The organism is Motiliproteus sp. MSK22-1 (assembly GCF_001968815.1).
GTDB lineage: Bacteria > Pseudomonadota > Gammaproteobacteria > Pseudomonadales > Balneatricaceae > Motiliproteus.
Map to the genome: position 1 here is coordinate 16,794 of NZ_MIEQ01000098.1, position 20,030 is coordinate 36,823.

At 47.8% G+C, this 20,030-nt stretch carries 16 protein-coding genes; 5 read left to right on the forward strand and 11 right to left on the reverse strand.

The features are described from left to right. Positions 1 to 16 precede the first annotated feature (16 nt). From prpC to BGP75_RS26225, 3 genes are all read right to left on the reverse strand, one after another. The gene (gene prpC, locus BGP75_RS26215) at positions 17 to 1,144 is read right to left on the reverse strand and encodes a 2-methylcitrate synthase (RefSeq protein ID WP_076721887.1); all 1,128 of its coding nucleotides are present in this window, start codon (positions 1,142 to 1,144) and stop codon (positions 17 to 19) included. A 76-nt stretch (positions 1,145 to 1,220) separates the two neighbouring features. Continuing rightward, the gene (gene prpB / locus BGP75_RS26220; RefSeq protein WP_076721888.1) at positions 1,221 to 2,111 is read right to left on the reverse strand and encodes a methylisocitrate lyase; all 891 of its coding nucleotides are present in this window, start codon (positions 2,109 to 2,111) and stop codon (positions 1,221 to 1,223) included. 5 nt (positions 2,112 to 2,116) lie between these two features. Beyond that, on the reverse strand, positions 2,117 to 2,821 hold the full coding sequence (locus BGP75_RS26225; RefSeq protein WP_076721889.1) for a GntR family transcriptional regulator: 705 nt from the start codon (positions 2,819 to 2,821) through the stop codon (positions 2,117 to 2,119). A gap of 282 nt (positions 2,822 to 3,103) precedes the next feature. Here BGP75_RS26225 and BGP75_RS26230 point away from each other — a divergent pair, with 282 nt between their 5' ends. After that, complete coding sequence (locus BGP75_RS26230; protein WP_076721890.1) at positions 3,104 to 3,328, forward strand: hypothetical protein; 225 nt, start codon at positions 3,104 to 3,106, stop codon at positions 3,326 to 3,328. Here BGP75_RS26230 and BGP75_RS26235 read toward each other — a convergent pair. Beyond that, positions 3,313 to 4,209: an alpha/beta fold hydrolase gene (locus BGP75_RS26235; protein WP_076721891.1), complete on the reverse strand. Its 897-nt coding sequence runs from the start codon at positions 4,207 to 4,209 to the stop codon at positions 3,313 to 3,315. The genes BGP75_RS26230 and BGP75_RS26235 overlap by 16 nt on opposite strands. 221 nt (positions 4,210 to 4,430) lie before the next feature. Here BGP75_RS26235 and pabB point away from each other — a divergent pair, with 221 nt between their 5' ends. Further along, positions 4,431 to 5,813 carry an aminodeoxychorismate synthase component I gene (gene pabB / locus BGP75_RS26240; RefSeq protein WP_083705086.1) on the forward strand — a complete coding sequence of 461 codons (1,383 nt, stop codon included), beginning with the start codon at positions 4,431 to 4,433 and terminating at the stop codon, positions 5,811 to 5,813. A 203-nt stretch (positions 5,814 to 6,016) separates the two neighbouring features. On the opposite strand, the gene thrH is transcribed toward pabB, so the two are convergent. The 4 genes from thrH to rluC form a co-directional block, all read right to left on the reverse strand. After that, positions 6,017 to 6,634, reverse strand: coding sequence for a bifunctional phosphoserine phosphatase/homoserine phosphotransferase ThrH (gene thrH / locus BGP75_RS26245; protein ID WP_076721893.1), 618 nt, complete (start codon positions 6,632 to 6,634; stop codon positions 6,017 to 6,019). Between the two features lie 280 nt (positions 6,635 to 6,914). Further along, complete coding sequence (gene cysB / locus BGP75_RS26250; RefSeq protein ID WP_076721894.1) at positions 6,915 to 7,889, reverse strand: HTH-type transcriptional regulator CysB; 975 nt, start codon at positions 7,887 to 7,889, stop codon at positions 6,915 to 6,917. Positions 7,890 to 8,165: 276 nt separating this feature from the next. Further along, positions 8,166 to 9,272 carry a DNA-binding protein gene (locus BGP75_RS26255; RefSeq protein ID WP_076721895.1) on the reverse strand — a complete coding sequence of 369 codons (1,107 nt, stop codon included), beginning with the start codon at positions 9,270 to 9,272 and terminating at the stop codon, positions 8,166 to 8,168. An 11-nt stretch (positions 9,273 to 9,283) separates the two neighbouring features. Beyond that, on the reverse strand, positions 9,284 to 10,258 hold the full coding sequence (rluC, locus tag BGP75_RS26260) for a 23S rRNA pseudouridine(955/2504/2580) synthase RluC (RefSeq protein WP_076721952.1): 975 nt from the start codon (positions 10,256 to 10,258) through the stop codon (positions 9,284 to 9,286). Positions 10,259 to 11,057: 799 nt separating this feature from the next. Between rluC and rne the strand changes: the two genes are divergently transcribed. The 3 genes from rne (at position 11,058) to BGP75_RS26275 (ending at position 17,399) form a co-directional block, all read left to right on the forward strand. Beyond that, positions 11,058 to 14,291 (forward strand): ribonuclease E, encoded by a 3,234-nt coding sequence (gene rne / locus BGP75_RS26265; RefSeq protein WP_233153033.1) that lies wholly within the window; start codon positions 11,058 to 11,060, stop codon positions 14,289 to 14,291. Between the two features lie 328 nt (positions 14,292 to 14,619). Then, entirely contained in the window at positions 14,620 to 15,315 is a 696-nt protein-coding gene (locus BGP75_RS26270) for a response regulator transcription factor (protein WP_158070182.1), read from the forward strand. Next, on the forward strand, positions 15,315 to 17,399 hold the full coding sequence (locus BGP75_RS26275) for an ATP-binding protein (RefSeq protein WP_076721897.1): 2,085 nt from the start codon (positions 15,315 to 15,317) through the stop codon (positions 17,397 to 17,399). The genes BGP75_RS26270 and BGP75_RS26275 overlap by 1 nt, the downstream gene beginning before the upstream one ends. 91 nt (positions 17,400 to 17,490) lie before the next feature. Here BGP75_RS26275 and murB read toward each other — a convergent pair whose 3' ends face one another. From murB to kdsB, 3 genes are all read right to left on the reverse strand, one after another. Beyond that, entirely contained in the window at positions 17,491 to 18,510 is a 1,020-nt protein-coding gene (gene murB / locus BGP75_RS26280; RefSeq protein ID WP_076721898.1) for a UDP-N-acetylmuramate dehydrogenase, read from the reverse strand. Continuing rightward, a complete protein-coding gene (locus tag BGP75_RS26285) occupies positions 18,500 to 19,030 on the reverse strand; it encodes a low molecular weight protein-tyrosine-phosphatase (RefSeq protein ID WP_083705087.1) in 531 nt (176 codons plus the stop codon). The genes murB and BGP75_RS26285 overlap by 11 nt, the downstream gene beginning before the upstream one ends. A 187-nt stretch (positions 19,031 to 19,217) precedes the next feature. Then, positions 19,218 to 19,988 carry a 3-deoxy-manno-octulosonate cytidylyltransferase gene (gene kdsB / locus BGP75_RS26290; RefSeq protein ID WP_076721900.1) on the reverse strand — a complete coding sequence of 257 codons (771 nt, stop codon included), beginning with the start codon at positions 19,986 to 19,988 and terminating at the stop codon, positions 19,218 to 19,220. Between the last annotated feature and the right edge of the window lie 42 nt (positions 19,989 to 20,030).

Sequence of the window (20,030 nt, forward strand, 5' to 3'; positions counted from 1 at the left end):
TCTAATCAATCAGCGCTTAAGGACGATCTTCAATGGCAACCCATTCGCTGCTTTCCGGTCCGGTGTAGTCCGCACTTGGACGGATAATACGGTTGTCTGCACGCTGCTCAAAGGCATGTGCAGCCCAGCCGGTCAGGCGCGAGCAAACAAAGATCGGAGTGAACAGTTTGGTCGGGATACCCATGAAGTGGTAAGCAGAAGCATGGAAGAAATCAGCATTACAAAACAGCTTCTTCTCGCGCCACATCACCTCTTCACAACGTACTGACACCGGATACAGAACAGTGTCGTCAACATCCTTAGCCAACTTCTCGGACCAGCCCTTGATCACAGCATTACGAGGATCGGATTCACGATAAATTGCGTGACCAAAGCCCATAATTTTCTCTTTACGCTCAAGCATGCCCATCATTTCACGCTCGGCTTCATCAGCAGACTTCCAGTTCTCGATCATATCCATGGCTGCTTCATTAGCACCGCCATGCAATGGACCACGCAAGGTGCCGATCGCACCGGTGATAATCGAGTGGATGTCAGACAGAGTTGATGCGCAAACGCGACCGGCAAAGGTCGAAGCGTTAAACTCGTGCTCGGCATAAAGGATCAGAGAAACATTCATTACTTTCGCGTGCAGTTCGTTAGGCTTTTCTCCCTTCAGCAAATGCAGAAAGTGACCGCCGATGGAATCGTCATCAGTCTCGGTTTCTATACGAACACCATCATGACTGAAGCGATACCAGTAATTGATAATAGACGGGAACACTGCCAGCATACGATCAACTTTATCCTGCTGCTGAGAGAAATCAGTCTCGGTTTCCAGGTTACCCAGCATCGAGCAACCGGTCCGCATAACATCCATCGGATGAGCACTGGCAGGAATCTGCTCAAGCACGGTTTTTAGCGGATCAGGCAGGCCACGAAGCGTCTTCAGCTTGGCAATGTAACCATCCAGCTCAGCCTGATTAGGCAATTTGCCTTTCAGCAACAGGTAAGCCACTTCTTCAAAGCTGGCCTTTTCTGCCAACTCAACCATGTCATAGCCGCGGTAAGTCAAACCTGCGCCAGTTTTACCGACAGTACAGAGGGCTGTGCTGCCTGCGGATTGACCACGCAGACCTGCGCCACTTAATTTTTTATCAGCCATCGTCAGCTCCTATCTATTCGTTTAGTCGCTTTAGTGCGTTTTATTGGATCAACCAAGTCGAACGGGACTCAGAGGTTTACTTGTTCTTACCTTCGGAGAACAGCTTGTCCAACTTCTGCTCAAAATCGTGATAATTCAGAAAATCATAAAGCTCCATGCGGGTCTGCATCAGGTCAACAACGTCTTTCTGATCGCCTTTATCAAGAATGTTCTGATAAACAGCCAGTGCAGCCTTATTCATGGCGCGGAATGCACTCAGCGGATACAGCACCATACTGCAACCCACCTCACCCAATTCCTGCTTATTAAACAGTGGCGTGGCGCCAAACTCAGTAATGTTAGCCAGTAACGGCGCGTCAATAGCGGCGCTGAACGCCTTATAGTCTTCCAACGTATGAACGGCTTCTGCGAAGATGCCATCAGCACCTGCTTCGATACAGGCCTGAGCACGTTCGACCGCTGCATCCAGACCTTCCATCTGAAAAGCATCAGTACGGGCAATCAGGAAGAAATCATCATCAGTCTTACCGTCAGTAGCCGCTTTAACCCGATCAACCATTTCAGCTTGAGAAACAATTTCCTTATTTGGGCGATGGCCACAGCGCTTCTGGGCTACCTGGTCTTCAATGTGACAGGCAGCTGCACCTGCTTTAATCATTTCTTTAACGGTACGCTGAATATTAAACGCACCACCCCACCCGGTATCAATATCAACCAGCAATGGAGTCTCAACGGCGCTGGAAATGCGACGAACATCTTCCAGTACATCATTGCAGGAGGTCATACCCAGATCCGGCAAGCCGTAAGATGCATTGGCAACACCACCACCTGACAGATAGATCGCTTTGTGGCCTACACGCTCCGCCATCATTGCTGTGTAAGCGTTGATGGTACCCACGATTTGCAATGGCTTTTGCTCAGCCAAGGCTTTGCGGAAACGTCCGCCAGCAGTCAATTTTTCAGACATGGTAGTTACCCTCTTAACTCATGTTTCTGTTTCAGTTTCTTTTCGATGTTTTTTCGAGCTGCACTTATATGACGACGCATCAGCATCTCAGCCAGCTCCCCATCCCTATGCTCAATTGCATCTACAATGTGATGGTGTTCTTTCAAAGCACGTATTGGTCGGGAACTGGATAAACTAAACTGATAACGATACATTCTGACCAAGTGATACAATTCACCGCCCAGCAACTCTTTCAGCTTGGTGTTTTTACTTCCCTGAACGATGCGATAATGGAAGTCCAGATCCCCTTCCTTTTGAAAATAAGCGCGTCCTTCTGTTTCTTGCAGGCTCTGCTCATGCTCCTCCAAAAGAGCTCTGAGACTAGCGACTTCTTCATCTGTCATGTTTTCAGCAGCTAAGCGACAGGCCATACCTTCCATCGCTTCTCGGACGTGATAAATCTCAATCAGTTCATGTGAGGACAATGAAACAACCCGGGCACCGATATGAGGAATCCGCTGCACCAGACGCAAGCCCTCCAGTCTGCGAATGGCTTCCCTCAATGGCCCACGACTAATGCCATAGGTTCTTGCCAACTCAGGCTCACTGATTTTGTGGCCGGGAGGAATTTCTCCTTTGATGATTGCGGTGACAATCTCCTGACAAACACGGTCAGCGAGCGTTCTTGATTCTGGTTGAGCCTGTTCAAAAGAAGATATTCTGGTATTCATAACCTTACTGAGCCGCCGTCTTTTAGCCAAACCATGATTATCTGTGCCAGCTGGGATCAAGTCTTATCATCACGACCAAAACCAAAGAAAAGACAGGTCCCAAACGATTAAAACTACTTATTTACTGTGTTGCTGCCGCTTTCAGATTGTCGACAATCTTAGTTAATGAACACACCATAACGCTGGATTTGTTCTTCGTCAACCATACATGTGTCTACAGTAGACAAAAGTATAGCGGGAATTCCCCTATATCGAAGTAAATAGTCCAGAAAATAATTCAAGATGCGAACGAACAGTGTGATTCAGCCACATAGTAAAGAGACACAAGTAGATAATGCGTTGAAATTCAACCAGCAAGTTCAAGCAACAAAGAGAATGGATGTAACCGGCATGGAAAAAGAGTACAACCTGCGTGAAAAAGAGATGCAGGCAGCATATAAACGAAACCTTAGCTATAAGAAAAACAATATAGAGATGAGTATCAATAACAATCAGGCAGACTTATAACGCAAATACTCTGTCATATCGTTGTTCATCTGAAGAGCAATCTGGCGCGGCTTTTGAAAAGGCAGACTGTGGTCACAACCCCGGATAGAATGATAGACCCAGTCATCGCGGTCATGTGCCAACTGCCTATGGTAATGATGCAAATCCTCGACACTACGACCACCGATAAAACTACTTACATTCTGCTGAGCCTTAAGCAACTCCTGTCGATCAAGACGCTTTGAAGCCTCTGTAGCGGCATTGAGGGCGTTAGCAAAACCCAAAGCTCGCTCAGAAAGCCGGGTTATTATCATATTCTCAGTTTTCGGGGAAACGATTCGATGAGGAGATATAGTATCAAGAAAGCGCAGTATACCGGGCTGAGGTTCACTCTGATGGCGCAACATATCAGCTACTTCAGCGTATTTATCCCGAAGAGCAACAACGTCTTCATAACAGACCCGGTCCAGTAACGCGGGCTCCAAAAGATACTGCTTATGAACTCTCGTCGGGTGATGACTTTTCAGCAACATGCTTATCAGCCCACCAAATGAATAACCACCTACGTCAGCAGCCCACCAGCCCAAGTGATCCAATAAAGAAACGATATCCCCCAGCGCCTCTTCAACCACATAGGGCTTTTCTGATCCATCCGGGTATTTTGATCCCCCCATCCCCCTGATATCCGGGACCAGCACCTCAGACCAATGTTCCAGATGCTGGACTATATAAGACCAGGTATCCTCACCAGCAACACCCGCACCATGAAGAAGCAACAACCTTCGGCCAGACCTGTGGTCTTGACCACCGTGCTGATGGTAGATATTCGTGTACAGCCGGTAAGCAATGTGCTGCTCATCAGTATTCAGCCAGTAGAGTTGACAACGGTAGTGCTGTTTCATAAAAACCAGCTAAACCTCAGTAAGTATGAAAAGGATATTGTCGACAATTTGTCGCGAGTCGAAACTTTAAGGCAGTAAGCCATCAAAAGTAAAGCCTCCGGCCTGGTTGACTGAGAAAGCCGGTTTTTTGCCCAGGACCGCTCCTAAGCTTAATCAATGATACCAAAGAGCATTTTTCCAACGTACAATGCCGGATTGCCCAATCCAGAAGTTACCTAGCAGTGTACAAAATCCCCCTTACATACCATCCGGACAGTAGCGAAGCCTTCGAGAGACTGCACCAACTGCCCGGAGCCGCATTACTAGACAGTGGACGACCTCAATCAACCCTGGGACGTTATGACATTCTGTGTGCTAACCCCATATGCAGAGTTTTTACCAAAAACAACACCACCTGGAGAGAGGAGCCCGACGGTCGCCAGACTCATTTACAGGGCACACCGTTTGAAGCGCTTAAATCAGTACTGGTTCAGGAGGGGTTTGACCCTGACCAGAGTCACGACCTGCCCTTTAATGGCGGTGCGCTAGGTTACTTCAGCTACGATCTGGGGCGCTGTCTGGAATCTTTGCCTGCGATCGCCAGTCAGGATATAGATCTACCCGAGATGCAAATAGGTATTTATCTATGGGCCGTTGTCGTTGATCATCAAACTAAAGAAACCAACCTTGTCTACAATCGCCCGGCGTTGCAATCCGATATGGAAGCCTTGGCCAATCAGCTTGAGCAACAGGATTTGCCGCTGGCTCAGACCAGTCAGTTTCAGTTAAAGGATAAGTTTCAATCCAACCTAAGCGCTGAAGACTATGAGCAGCGATTCAACCGGATTGTTAATTACATAAATGCAGGCGATTGCTATCAGGTGAATCTTGCTCAGCGCTTTAGCGCTCCCTGCACAGGAGATTCCTGGCAAGCATACAAAGAACTCAGAAAGCGAGCGCCAACCCCTTTCTCTGCATTTCTGACACTAAAAGAGGGAGCGATCCTCAGTCTTTCCCCGGAAAGATTTATTCAGGTGCGTGGATTATCTGTCGAAACAAAGCCAATCAAGGGCACACGTCCCAGAGGCGAGAATGACGATCTGGACAGAAAACTCAAAGAAGAACTCATTTCAAGCCCCAAAGACCGTGCTGAAAACTTAATGATTGTTGACCTTCTGCGCAACGATCTGGGCCGCAGTTGCAAAACAGGGAGCATCAGGGTACCAAAGCTGTTTGACATTGAAAGCTATGCAAACGTACACCACCTGGTTACCACCGTTGAGGCTGAGCTGAACAGTCCTGCTGACAGCTTACGCTTGCTTGAAGGCAGTTTTCCCGGCGGATCAATTACCGGTGCGCCTAAAATCAGAGCTATGGAAATTATTGAAGAATTGGAACCGCACCGCAGATCCGCTTACTGTGGATCTATTGGTTACATTGGCTTTAACGGTAATGTCGATACCAGTATCTGTATTCGCACGCTGGTTTGCCACCAGCAACGAATTCATTGCTGGGCTGGTGGTGGAATCGTTGCCGACTCTGAATGCAGCGCAGAATATCAAGAGACTTTCGACAAAGTCAGCAACCTGGTCGCACCATTAGAGAAAATGTTTCACCACTCGTAAAACGACCGGCTTTCAATACGAAACAGGAACGATACACTGCAGGAAAGCGCAAAGGCCAGCGGGCCCTTTAATACTGAAGCACTCTTGGTAGCAGGCGGCGCCAAAGAGCAAGACCGAGACGCAGTCGGCCCCGGCCCGTTATATCAGACCTTTAAATCACCCTTTGTTTTGAGGGTGCTCTGTCTGAATAATCCACTAACTCATTAAAGTGACAAATCTCGCTCGCTGGCTTTAACGAATTCTTTTTTCAGATCCTCAAAGGTCTGCACTGCAGGAAACTGAGGAAACTCTTCTATTACATTATCGGGTGCATGGAACAGAATTCCCGCATCAGCTTCAGCCAGCATAGTCGTGTCGTTATAAGAATCCCCTGCAGCGATAACCCGATAGTACAGCGATTTAAATGCCAACACGGATTGCCGCTTAGGATTTTTCTGACGAATGACATAATCAACAACACGGCCATTTTCATCTGCTACCAACTGGTGACAGAACAAGGTTGGAAAACCCAACTGCCGCATCAGAGGCTGAGAAAATTCGTAGAAGGTATCTGACAAAATGACGACCTGAAAGCGCTCACGCAACCAATCAATAAACTCAACCGCACCATCCAGGGGTTTTAGTTTAGAGATCGTCGCTTGAATTTGTGGCAGTGTAAAACCATGCTCATCAAGAATCCTCAGGCGCTGCTGCATCAGCACATCATAATCAGGAATATCGCGAGTCGTCGCTCTAAGCTCCTCAATGCCGGTTTCTTCCGCAAACGCTATCCAGATTTCGGGCACTAATACCCCTTCAAGGTCCAAGCATGCAACTTCCACAAGTTTCTCCCAATGGCGATTGAATATTTAAGGCAACGACTCTACCTTGCTTTAATCAGCGGTTCAATCACGCACTTAGTCTCAGCCGGGCTGCTGAATGGCATATCATTCACAGCCCGGTCTTTAACAACCTCTTAGCTTTCTGCTGCTTTAACAGGACAAAGAAAGCCATATTCCGTGGCCACAACCGCAGAGCAGACCCCGGGGGGCCTGCTTAAGACTCCGGGATCAGTCAGAGGCGGGAGGGGATACAGCATACTATTTGTTACAGCTTCCAGTGTTACAGCACCGGCAACTCAATATGCTCGAACAAATGATCAAGTTCAGTCCGATTTCGACAAGCCACTGCCTTATCAACCAGCTCCGGCGTCAGGTGAGGCGCAAAACCTTGAATAAAGTCATACATATAGCCACGCAAGAAGGTGCCACGGCGAAACCCAATCTTAGTGGTACTGGATTCGAACAGATGACTGGCATCCACAGCAACCAGATCACTATCCACTTCTGGCTCGTATGCCATGCTGGCTATGATCCCAACACCCAGGCCTAAACGGACATAGGCTTTAATCACGTCGGAATCAACCGCTGTAAAAACAACCTTGGCCTCCAGACCGGCGCGGCTGAAAGCCTCATCCAGTTTCGAACGCCCGGTAAAACCAAATACATAGGTCACTATTGGATACTTAGCCAGATCTTCAAGCTGTAACTTGGTGACCTTCGCCAGCGGATGATCTTTAGGCACAACAATAGAACGATTCCAACGATAGCAAGGCATCATTGTCAGATTACCAAAATGAGACAACGCCTCCGTGGCTATAGCAAAATCAACAGTGCCATCTGCTGCCATTTCGGATATTTGCACAGGTGTGCCCTGCTGCATATGCAACGAAACATCCGGGTACTCTCCGATAAACTCTCGAATAACTCTGGGCAAAGCATAGCGGGCCTGGGTATGGGTAGTCGCAAGAGCAAGACTGCCTTTCTTTTCGTCGCTAAATTCCTGTGCCACTTGCTTAATTGTTTCAACTTTGCGGAGGATGTCTTCTGCAATACTTAAAATCGACTCACCTGCTTGAGTAACGCGCGTTAAATGTTTTCCACTTCGAGCAAAGACCTCGACACCCAGCTCATCTTCCAACAAACGGATTTGTTTACTGATACCTGGCTGAGAGGTATATAGACTTTGAGCTGTAGCTGATACATTTAGCTCGTGTTTCGCCACTTCGCAGATATAACGCAGCTGCTGAAGCTTCATGATGCCACCAATAAAAAAAGGATCGACATCAACCCCGTACTGCTTTAGGCGCGGGCCAATTCGACTCCCGGGTTAAGAAAAAATACGCGCCTATTACTGAAGAACCAGCCACCAAAAGCAGAGAAAAACACTGCTGACAACCCGGCTCCTCACATTAAGACGCCTCAAAATGATAAGAAGAAGCTATTAACTTATTCTTTTCCAGAATATAGCTGAAGGTAGTACTGTTCAATATAAAAAAACAGTACTTTAGAACTAGTTTTGATAAAAAATGATCTACACGTTAGCCTGAGCATGAAGTCTGCGAATCTGCTCTTCCTGCCCAATTAGTTTTTTCTGCAAGCCGGAAACAGAACCCTTAACACGAAGGAGCTCATCATCACGCAGCTTGATAGCCTGCCTTAAATCGGCTTCTTTTCTCATGGCTTCACTAGAAGACAGTGCAACCCGCTGTTGCTCTGCTTTAAGATCAGCCTCCAATTGCTTTACTCGTTCTTCCAATCGCTTGTTTTTATTTGTTTCGCTCAGCATTTTGGCACTCGCCTGGGACAACTTTCGAGCCTGAGAGCCAGTATCAGCCCTCATTGTTTTCAGCTCCATCTCCAGGCTTTTCATCTGACCATGCAGGGTTTCTATTTTAACTTCCCTTCTCGCAACCTCAGACTGTAAATCATGGATACTCTTGGTCAGAGCAGATTCCTTTTTGCCTGCATCATCCCGGACAACTTCAAGATTGTGACGATAATGTCTCAACTCAGCCTCAGCCTTGGCCAGCAATTCCTGATTGTGTCTTTGCTCATCTTTTAAGCGACCGTCAAATGTACGCTTCGCGTCTTCTAGTGTTTTTGCTACGCGTTTCACTTCATGACGGCTGTCCTGAAGCTGGTCCTCGACCTGCTTTCTCTGAGTAATCTCTCCAGTCAGATTTGACTTTAATACGGTTATCTCTGCCTCTAATACTTTGAGCTGATTTTCAGCCTCTTCCACCTTCATCACTTCTCTGCGAAAGCGACTCTCCAACGTATCGTAATCAGCACGACTGCTATCTAACAGCTCTTCTGACTCCTGTTGCAACGTCTGCGCACTGTAATCAAGTGTTTGCTGCTGAATGGCCAGATGTTCCGAAGCTTCCTTAACTGCATCCTGCCAGAGTATTCTAACCGCTCGAGTCAGCGCATCCGGTGCGTCAGATATTCCTTCAGAGGTTAACAAAACCCGGCTGGATAAGCCTGACCACCAACGCTCCAGCTCCTCGGCCACCATCGGGTCTGCTTCATCAAGCCCCAGTTGTTGCGAGATTGACTCCACAGTTGGCTGAATCCCTTTGCGGAGCATGGAATCAGCAATATTATGGATATTTTCTGCAGTAAAGATGGTACTCATAGTAAATCAGCTCAGCCTTGGTTAGCGCCATTGGTCGACAAGTTTTCAAGAGTTCTCTCAAGACTCTCTTCAAGCGGGGCAGATACGGTAATACGCTCGCGGTTTTTTGGCAATCTTAGCGTTAACTGTGCAGCATGAAGAAATAACCGCCGTAGCCCTCTGGTCTTCATATCTCGGTTAATGGATTCTTCCCCATACTTTTCATCACCCATTATAGGATGGCCGGCAAATTGAGCATGAACGCGAATCTGGTGAGTTCGACCAGTGATTGGCTTTGCTTCAACCAATGTGGCTTGCTCGAACCGCTGCAATACACGAAATTCAGTCAGCGACTCCTTGCCATCCTGACTCACACGAACAACCCGCTCACCCGACTGTAATTCATTTTTCTTTAATGGTGCGTCCACTTTAAGCTTTCGATTCGGCCAACGGCCTATCACCAGCGCATTATAAATCTTACTGATGCGGCCCACACGCAGATCTTCATGCAGTGCTTTCAGCGTGCTGCGTTTTTTGGCAACCATAACGCAACCAGACGTATCGCGATCTAATCGATGAACCAGCTCCAGAAACCGAGCTTCCGGCCTGATCTGCCGGAGCGCTTCAATCATGCCCAAGCTGACACCACTACCACCATGAACCGCTAAACCAGATGGTTTATTAATAATCAACAGCTCATCATTCTCAAATAAAATGGCGCTTTCCAGAGCTTCTATCAGCCCCTTCCCCACCTTTGCAGGCTCTTTTTCAGATGCAACTCTGACAGGAGGTATACGAACAAGATCCCCCGGTTGTAAACGGTAAGGAGCCTTGACTCTTTTTTTATTTACCCGCACCTCACCTTTACGAATTATCCTGTATATCAAAGTTTTAGGAACGCCTTTTAAACGCGCAATCAGGAAATTATCAATGCGTTGACCGCAAAGATCCTGCTCGACTTCAATCCACTGTACACTTGGTTGTGAAATTTGAGAGTTAGTTGCCATGATATCCGGAAAAAGGCCCTTAAGAATTTGCTGAAAGGGGCGTTTACTGTTATATTGATTCGTCGCCCAAATGCGGCATTTTTCAGACACTTAGCTGTAAAAAGGCAGCCTCTTAAAAAGTGCTTTGTTGAAAAATAGTCAGCTGGGTGACGCAGGCTTGCATTGTAACTGATTCCTGGCAAACGGGCAGGACTAAATCCGGTAAGCCTTGAAAGAAAATATTTTTGATGGAGAGTAGCCGAACAGGACCAACAGATGGTACCCGTTGGCTGCTCCCGATAATGAGTCGCGCCCACTTTGGCACCGCGATTTAGAATTGATTTATGCCTTGTGTTCAAGTGAAGATGCACGACGGCCCGTGGATTGCGCGTATTTCGATACGAGACAGCGCTTACTAGCCTGGTTTATTGGCTTATCCGAGATGGCAGTTGATTCCTCCACTATAAGAGGTTCCCTAATCGCATAACATGACGTGATCACAGATCACCGGAAGACGCTAGGAGTCTGACTTAACACTGATCCACCGCTTTGAAGCCGACCTTGGTCAATTTTGCGATCTTTTTTCGTTAGATAGATAGCTAGCTATTCGCCTCCGAAGATCGAAGAACCCACCTTGCAGCGCCTTCTTTGCAACAATCAGCTTAATCAGACATCCCCCGAAAACAAACACTTGGGGAAGCTGGCGTTGAAAATACAGCATTGGGACACCAGCACACGCATAAACATATCGATTTTAAGATTCGGCACAAGTTGACTGAAGTGGGGTGCGTGTATTTACGTTTAGAGTGAATAAGCACCTATGAAAAGAATGTTAATCAACGCTACTCAATCAGAAGAGTTGCGTGTAGCCCTAGTCGATGGCCAGCGTCTTTATGATCTGGACATTGAATCCGGTGCAAGAGAACAAAAAAAGGCCAACATATACCTTGGCAAGATTACCCGGGTAGAACCCAGTCTTGAAGCGGCGTTTGTCGACTTTGGTGCAGAGCGCCATGGATTTCTTCCCCTGAAAGAAATTTCCAAAGAGTATTTTAAGAAATCCGCCAGCGGCAATAAAGGCCGAGTCAGCATCAAAGATGTCATCTCTGAAGGACAAGAGATGATCGTACAGGTCGACAAAGAAGAACGAGGCAACAAGGGCGCAGCGCTGACCACTTTTATCAGTCTGGCTGGCCGTTATCTCGTACTTATGCCCAATAACCCCAGAGCAGGTGGAATTTCACGTCGCATTGAAGGCGAGGATCGCGCCCAGCTTAGGGAAACACTGAATCAAATTAACATCCCTGATCAGATGGGTGCCATCGTACGTACCGCTGGCATCGGACGCTCTTCTGAAGAAATGCAATGGGATCTGGATTACCTGCTACAACTCTGGCACTCAATCAAAGACGCCGGTAAAAAGAAGCCCTCCCCGTTTCTTATCTATCAGGAAAGTAATGTCATCATTCGAGCGATCAGAGATTATCTGCGCCAGGACATTGGTGAGGTTCTGTTTGACGATGAAGAAGTGCAACAGGAAGCTTTATCATTTATCCAGCATGTCATGCCGGGATATGAAAGCAAGATCAAGCTATACAGCGAAGAAACCCCTTTATTTAATCGCTTCCAGATAGAGTCACAAATAGAAACTGCTTTCCAGAGAGAGGTTCGCCTGCCTTCTGGAGGCTCTATCGTCATAGACCCGACAGAAGCACTGGTTTCAATTGATATCAACTCCGCCCGAGCCACCAAAGGCCGTGACATTGAAGAAACCGCGCTGCAGACTAACCTGGAAGCAGCAGACGAAATCGCCAGACAACTCCGCCTTCGAGACATTGGCGGCCTTATCGTCATCGACTTTATTGACATGACCCCGGTCCGCAACCAGCGGGAAGTAGAAAACCGCATGAGAGACGCTCTCAAAGTCGACCGTGCACGCGTGCAGCTCGGCCGCATCTCTCGCTTTGGACTGCTGGAGATGTCCCGGCAAAGACTACGCCCATCACTTGGCGAAACCAGCGGCGTTGTATGCCCTCGCTGCGACGGGCAAGGCACTATCCGAGACGTGGGTTCACTGTCCCTTTCGATCATGAGACTTCTTGAAGAAGAGGCCTCAAAAGAGCGTACAGTCCAGATCCGAGCGATTGTACCGGTTAATGTTGCTACCTATCTGCTGAACGAGAAACGCGCGAATATCAGTGAAATCGAAAAACGTCACAGCACAGAAATCATCGTAGTTCCAAACCCGAATCTGGAAACGCCTCACTACGAAGTACAGCGTTTACGCGATGACAGCAGTGAAATGACAGCAAGCAGCTCAGCAAGTTACGAGCTGACGCCGGAGCCTCATGGCGATCTGGAAGAGCTGACTCCTCAGCAAACGGCCCAAAGAACTGAAGCAGCCGTTAAAGGAGTAACTCCTTCCAAACCCGTTCCTGCACAATCTCCGGAAGAACCAAAGCAACGCCGTAGTCTTTTATCTGCGATAGCCAGCCTGTTCACCTCTTCCACTCCCGAAAAAGAACCAGAACAGGAAAAAGAAGAAGCACCCAAGCGCAATGCGCAACCTTCTCGTAGCGGTTCAGACCGCGACCGCGACCGCAGTCGCAGCCGTAAGCGCAGAGGCGATAGAGATCGCCGCCCTGAACGTAATAAAGATGACTCCAAAGGCAGCACCAAGGAGCAGCCTCGTAAGACGGAAAAGAAATCCGCTGATAAAGATGACTCCGGTCAAAGCAATGACCGCCACAGTCGCCGTCGTACTGCTGAGACTGCGGACAATACCCGCAATGACCGTCGCGGCAACAGAGCGGCTCAGAAAGAGAAGCCTGAAGAGGTTAACGCAAAATCTGCTGACACCACGGATACTGATAACAGCCAAACCCAGAGCGAAACTCCAAGCCGCAGAGATCGTGGCAGCAAGCGCCGCAGAGAACGCTCTGGACGTCGGTCAGGTGAGCGCAAAAATCGTTCAGAGGTAATCAACAAACTCGAAGAGCAGCAGGCATCTGAAGTCACAAATGCGGCCACCGCGCAAGAGCAGGAAAGCAAAGCAAAAGAAGCGCTTTCCAAAGACACTTCAGCTAAAGAAAGCATTGCAAAAGAAACTATCGATAAAAGCACTGCCAATGAAGAAAACAATAGGACCAAGGTAAAATCAGAGCCTCAAAAACATTCTGAAGCAAATTCATCTGATGTAAAAACAACAGCAACAGCAGATAGCAAGACACCTGCTGCTTCAGAAGCTCCATTATCAGCAGAAATCATTGAACTTGCTGAAGTAGCGGCAAAGCAAAAATCTCATCAGCCGAAAGACAAGGATGTAACCACTCAAGCCACCACGCTTAAGGAAAAAGAGCCCAAGGCTGACGGTGAAAAGCATCTGACCGAACAGAAAGCAACTGAACGGAACCAGCCGGCATCGGATGAAAGCAGCGCTGCAAAAGATACTTCTCCAGCAGTGACAGAGGAGCCCGCCAGGGTCGAAAGCGAAAATAAACCTTCGACAGCAACCGATGTGTCGAAAGACAGTCTGGAAAAAACACCACCTAAAAACGAGGACGCGGCTGCTAAAACGGGCCAATCCGGACAGGTGCAAACCAGCAAAAGCGAAGTCAGCCAATCGTCAGAATCACAGGCAGAATCCGCCGCGCAGCGCCCCAGACGCAGAACAAGGGTTGCCAACGACCCTAGAGAAATACGTCGAAGAAAACGAGAGCAGGAGGAAAAAGCAAAGCAGCAGACTGCAGCCAACAAAGAAAGCGATACAGCTTCAGATGCGGCTCAGAAGTCTGTCGATAACGCCTCCGAAACAACAGCTGCTGAAGCAGCGGCAACAGGTGCTGAAAAATCATCTACCGCCTCTTCCAGCAGCACAGAAGCGATGGCCCCAGCGGAAACCAGCTCCGAGCAAAAACCAAAAGCTGAGTACTCAGCATCACCGGCGCCTGAACCCAAGGAACCTTTAGTATCAACGCCGGCAAAGACTGTTGAATCAGATGATGCTTCTTTACAGAAAGACGAAGCAAAGTCTGAAACAGTAGAGAAATCTTAGAGGCTTAAAAGATAAAAGAGTGCAGGAAAAAGGCGGATTTAATATCCGCCTTTTTTTCGCATAATCCCGGCAAGTCTCATTCAGATTGGTAATTTCAGCTGTTACTTAATTGCCTATACTTAATTGCCTAAAAACCTTTAGTAACACCAATGCCCTGTTATTCAGGTTAAATCAAAATCAAACCCGATAAAAAAATTACCGAGGATGACAGACTCCATCGTACTCTTTAGGATATTAATCCATTCTTGGGGTTAGGATATTGGCCCATCCCCTGGGTATCGAACTACCACTCTTGATTCTTACATAGACAATTATGTCCGGAAAAATATTGAATAATTTGATTGCTATCGTTGAAGATGATCCAGACCAACGACAAAACTATGAGCATGCACTACGCAAAAGACACTACAGAGTAAGCAGTTATGGAACCCGACAGCAAGCGCTCGCAGGCATCAAAGAACAAATGCCTGATCTTGCTATCCTTGATGTAATGCTTACAGACGAATTTGATGGTGGCTTTAAGCTTTGCAGTGAGTTACTACAGTTAAACCCAGACCTTCCAATCATATTTCTCAGCAGCAGAAGCGACGAAATCGATCAAGTCTTTGGTTTACGGCTGGGAGCCTGGGATTACCAGACCAAACCGGTATCATTAACACTTCTTGCAGAACGCATTGCGGCCCTGTTAAAAGTGGCCAGCAATCGAAAACAACAGCCGCCCGAGCCCGACCTGTATGGAGACCTGGAGCTGGATATAGAGCGAGTTGCAGTCAGCTGGAAGACTCAACGAATATCCCTAACCGTTACAGAGTGCGCTATTCTGGATGTTATCGTCAGCAAAGAAGGTGGCGTTGCCAGCTACGATGAACTTGCTAAAGCAACACGGCAGACTCTGGTTACCAACAATACAGTTAATACTCATATTCGCCATATACGACGCAAGTTTCAGGACGCTGACAGCATGTTTGATCAGCTTGAAAATGTTTACAGCGCCGGTTATCGGTGGAAAGAACAAGCTTCCTGATGATTTTCCGTCTACGAACACAACTACTGTTTCTCAGTATGGGCTTACTGGTCCTGCCCTGGCTTGGGTTTCGCTATATCAATGATATTCAGGACTTTTTGATTAAAGGCCAGGAACAGGCCCAGCTGCTGACGACCCAGGCAATAGCCACTGCTCTTCAGGGGCGCCCAGAACTACTTACCAGCCTGCCTGACCGACAAGATTCCGATAAACAAAAGCTGTTTTATGCATCTCCTACTGACCGCCATCTTTTGGCGGATGGCTATGATGAAGAGTGGGATCGGCCAACTCCCATATATCGCTTTGGTCCCCGAGAGAATCCGGACAAGATTGATCCTCTGTCAATGCAGATCAGATTTCTGCAAAGGGACAACCAACTTTATTTGTTAGTTGACGTTAGAGACCGTTATCTGGTTTATCACCACCCCGGATATCAGCGACTGGACACCAGTGACCAGCTTCAATTAACCATAGGTAACCAGCACTATCTGATAACCAGTGAAGCAATCGGTCAAGTTCTTGTTCTCAATACTGATGACCAGTGGATTAACGGTCAACCAGCAACGGCCGCGGGTATTCGTGGCTCCTGGGTAGAAACCCCCGGAGGATATAGAGTTGAGCTACAACTCCCACTTTCTCTGGTTAGTAACGCTACCCGCTTTGATATTGCTGTTGTTGATGTAGACGACCTGGATCAGCGTAATGTCGTTGAAAAAATAACCAGCGAAACGGGAGGCAAAAGTCGGCTGCTGGTACATTCACCCGACTTACAGCGGCTAGTACAAGGGCTCAGGCAAGTTAACAGACATGTCTGGATTCTAGACAAAAACTCTAGAATTCGTGCCGTTTCGAATATACCTGATGCACGCCCGAATCTACTGGAAAGGCACCAATCGGTTATAAACCGGGCCATGCAGGGCCTGCCTGCAGTAACCAGGTATACTGATGGAGAAAAAGATTACATACTTGCTGCTCAACCTATTTTGGGAGCCCGCTCGGTATCCAGTGATGGAGCCCCTGATCAAGAAAAACCCATAGGGGCAGCCGTTGTAGAGGTCGCAACTGAGGACATTCTTAACCTCCAGCGCCTTACACTTTTGAAGTCAGCTATTGCCACGACCATTGCGTTTGCTCTATTGGTCGCTGGCCTCCTTATTTTTGGCTACAGACTGACCCAGCGCATCAGTAATGTCCGGAACGAAATTCGATCCAGCGTCGATAACCAAGGCAGAGTGCTGTCCAGCGGTTTGAGTACTGAACAAGACAGTAGAGACGAGCTGGGAGACCTGGCCCGTGATATGTCTGGGCTCATTAACAGGCTCTACCAATACACCCGCTTTCTCGAACGAATGCCTAGAACCCTTCGTCACGAGCTGAGTAATCCACTCAACACTATCAGCACGTCGCTTGAAATGATGCGGGAAGACTCGAAGACGCAGCAACAACCCTATCTGGATAGTGCTGAGCGAGGTGTAAATCGACTGACGTTAATCATTAACAGCATAACAGAAGCAGCTAATCTGGAAGATGCATTGTGCAGCGAATCACTTTTTGCGCTTGATCTGAAAGGCCTGCTGGGAAATTACGTGACCCAACTCTCAGCAAGTAAAATCTCACAAAACGTTCAGTTTCAGCCCCCTGAATGCGAATGTTGGATAGAGGGAAATGATATAAGACTTGAGCAGCTTCTCGATAAGCTGGTAGATAACGCCCTGGACTACGCCCCTGTTGATAGCTGTGTCAATTTCAGATTAGCAATGGAAGATGAACACTGGGTGATCGAGATTGCCAATCAAGGGCCTGATATTGCTGATGAGATAACAGACAGTCTGTTCGATTCTCTGGTGTCATACAGGGAGGCGAAAAGCCCCCGTGATGCCACTAACTCCCATGACACTAGAAATCTCCATGACAGCAGGAGAGCCGAACAAAACACATCTCAGAGTATTCATCTGGGCATTGGGCTCTTTATAGTAAAGGTCATCACCCAACACCATAAAGGTAAGGTACAAGCGTTGAATAGAAAAGATGAAGTGGTTTTCAGGGTAAGCATTCCTGCAATAAACCCAGCGCCGGTACAGTAAATCCAATCCTGCTCTATAGCTCTATAGAAGCAAATACAGAGAGCTGAGCGATGACTTGCAGCCATAACATGAAAGCGATGCCATAACCGTCCTAGTAAATTCTCGGTTCTATCTCCAATTCAACACCGAAACGGCTGGCAATATCGGCCTGAATTAATCCGGCAAGCTCTAAAACTTCAGCGCCTTCAGCCTGATTATAATTAACCAGCACAAGAGCCTGCTTGTCATGCACCCCCACAGAGCCCTTTCTGAATCCCTTCCAGCCCGCAGTATCAATCATCCAGCCGGCAGCCAGCTTGACCCCCTGCGGATCGTTGTATCCAATGATCCCGGGATGTTGCCGTTTTAGCTGTTCATACTGACTTTTGGACACTACAGGATTCTTAAAAAAGCTGCCGACATTAGCCAGCAACGCCGGATCAGGCAGCTTGCTGGATCTCAGTTTAACGACAGCTTCAAACAAGTCCTGTGGACCTGGACTACTAATCTCGGCCAGCTCACTCGTCAGGCCGCCGTAATTTAACTGAAGTTGTGGTTTTTTGCGTAACCGAAACGAAACCTCTGTAATTACAAACTGATCCAAAAAAGTCCTTTTAAATACACTGTCACGATAGGCAAACTTACACTCATCCACCGTAAAATGGCGAAACTCCAGAGTCCTTCGATCCAATGCTTGCAGCCCATACATATAGTCCTTTATCTCAACACCGTAGGCGCCAATATTCTGTATCGGTGCCGCACCAACAGTACCGGGAATCAGGGCCAGGTTTTCCAACCCAAAGCAGCCCTTTGCCAGACACTTTATTACAAACTCGTGCCATGACTCCCCGGATTGAGCAGTCACCCGCATCCAGTGCTCATCCACATCTGAAAACTGAACACCCTGGGTTGCCATCTGTATACAGAGACCGGGAAAATCATCCCGCAGAATAACATTACTGCCGCCACCCAATATCATCACCGGAAGCTTGCGGTCCTTGGCATAGGCTAACAACTCCTGCAGTCGGGATGATTGAGTTACTGACTCAAAATATCTAGCCTTAACCGAAAGACCTAGCGTATTGAGAGACCTGAGCGATACGTCCTTCAACACAGCGTTTTCAACTCCCATACTTTTGCCTGATTTCTTTTAGGAGCCCTTCTGATGCACGCTCGATAAGATCAAGCACTCGATCAAAGCCTCCCGCTCCGCCATAGTACGGATCAGGCACTTCCCGTAGAGCTTCCCCTTCAGAAAAATCCAGGAACAGTCGGAGTGTTGCACGGCTATTGTCGGGCGCAATATCCTTCAAATCATGGAGGTTTGACTCATCCATGGCGAGAATATAATCAAACCGATTAAAGTCCTCATAACAGGCTTGGCGAGCACGAAGCTGGCTCAAATCATAGCCACGCTTTTTTGCCGCAAGTGTTGAACGCTGATCAGGTGGCCCACCTATATGAAAATCAGAAGTGCCGGCGGAGTCGACTGTTACCTGAGACTCAAGCCCCTGCTGTTTGAGTTTGTATTCAAAAACGCCATGCGCGGTGGGTGATCGACAAATATTCCCCAGACAGACAAACAAAACGGAGCAAGGCCTATTAAGCCGAGCCCCTGAATGAGAGGAGGTATTAACGCTAACTGATGACATGCAATTGCACCGGATTTATCGACAAGACAGACAGTATCAAGACTAGAAACGAGTATTCAACCAACACCCAGATCCAGCTCTTCACATAGCAACGAGGCGAGATAGAATATCTGCATTTGCCTGCTAAGAGACCATGATTCTCCAAAGGCCTATTATTCTAAAAGGCCATACAAAAGGGCTTCCTTCATCAATTGCGAGTATCTATTAAACCACGGATTCTCTCAAGATCTGACAGAGTGTCAACGCCCGCTGGCGGTGCCTCATCAGCATCAGCCACATGAATAAAGGCACCATTCCACATAGCCCGTAACTGCTCCAGGCACTCCGTTTTTTCCAACTCACAAGCAGGCCAGCGAACAAAGTCATTCAGTAGCTTGACTCGGTAGCCGTATATGCCGATATGACGCCGATAACTGTCGCCTTCCGGTAAACAGGGGAGTTCTCCCTGAGCAGAAAAATGATCTCTCGGCCAGGGTATCGGCGCTCGGCTGAAGTAAAGTGCTCGCCCTTGATTATCCGCCACCACTTTAACGACATTAGGATTGAGCAAGCTCTGCACATCAAGAATAGGCTCGCTCAATGTCGCTATACTGGCTCTGGGTTCAGCAGCCAGATTATGAGCAACCTGGTTAATAATCCTCGGAGGAATCATAGGTTCATCCCCCTGGACATTGACGACAATGTCATCAGCATATAATCCCAAAACCTGCACCACTTCCTGCAACCTGTCGGTTCCCGAGAGGTGTTGATCAGAAGTCATGCAAACCTCAGCCCCAAACGCTGTTGCTGCTGCCTCTATGCGCTTATCATCTGTTGCAATAATAACCCGATCGGCCTCACTCTCTAATGCACGCTCGTAGACGTGCTGAAGCATAGGCTTTCCCGCAATATCAAGTAGCGGCTTGCCAGGAAGGCGGCTGGAAGCGTAACGTGCAGGGATGATTACTGAAAATGCCATGTCACACTCTTACCTTAAACGAGCATTTAATAGGAACTCATT

Coding starts and splice junctions, on each gene's coding strand:
- prpC (WP_076721887.1), bottom strand. CDS start 1,144: ATGGCTGATAAAAAATTAAGTGGCGCAGGTCTGCGTGGTCAATCCGCA.
- prpB (WP_076721888.1), bottom strand. CDS start 2,111: ATGTCTGAAAAATTGACTGCTGGCGGACGTTTCCGCAAAGCCTTGGCT.
- BGP75_RS26225 (WP_076721889.1), bottom strand. CDS start 2,821: ATGAATACCAGAATATCTTCTTTTGAACAGGCTCAACCAGAATCAAGA.
- BGP75_RS26230 (WP_076721890.1), top strand. CDS start 3,104: ATGCGAACGAACAGTGTGATTCAGCCACATAGTAAAGAGACACAAGTA.
- BGP75_RS26235 (WP_076721891.1), bottom strand. CDS start 4,209: ATGAAACAGCACTACCGTTGTCAACTCTACTGGCTGAATACTGATGAG.
- cysB (WP_076721894.1), bottom strand. CDS start 7,889: ATGAAGCTTCAGCAGCTGCGTTATATCTGCGAAGTGGCGAAACACGAG.
- BGP75_RS26255 (WP_076721895.1), bottom strand. CDS start 9,272: ATGAGTACCATCTTTACTGCAGAAAATATCCATAATATTGCTGATTCC.
- rluC (WP_076721952.1), bottom strand. CDS start 10,258: ATGGCAACTAACTCTCAAATTTCACAACCAAGTGTACAGTGGATTGAA.
- rne (WP_233153033.1), top strand. CDS start 11,058: ATGAAAAGAATGTTAATCAACGCTACTCAATCAGAAGAGTTGCGTGTA.
- BGP75_RS26275 (WP_076721897.1), top strand. CDS start 15,315: ATGATTTTCCGTCTACGAACACAACTACTGTTTCTCAGTATGGGCTTA.
- murB (WP_076721898.1), bottom strand. CDS start 18,510: ATGGGAGTTGAAAACGCTGTGTTGAAGGACGTATCGCTCAGGTCTCTC.
- BGP75_RS26285 (WP_083705087.1), bottom strand. CDS start 19,030: ATGTCATCAGTTAGCGTTAATACCTCCTCTCATTCAGGGGCTCGGCTT.
- kdsB (WP_076721900.1), bottom strand. CDS start 19,988: ATGGCATTTTCAGTAATCATCCCTGCACGTTACGCTTCCAGCCGCCTT.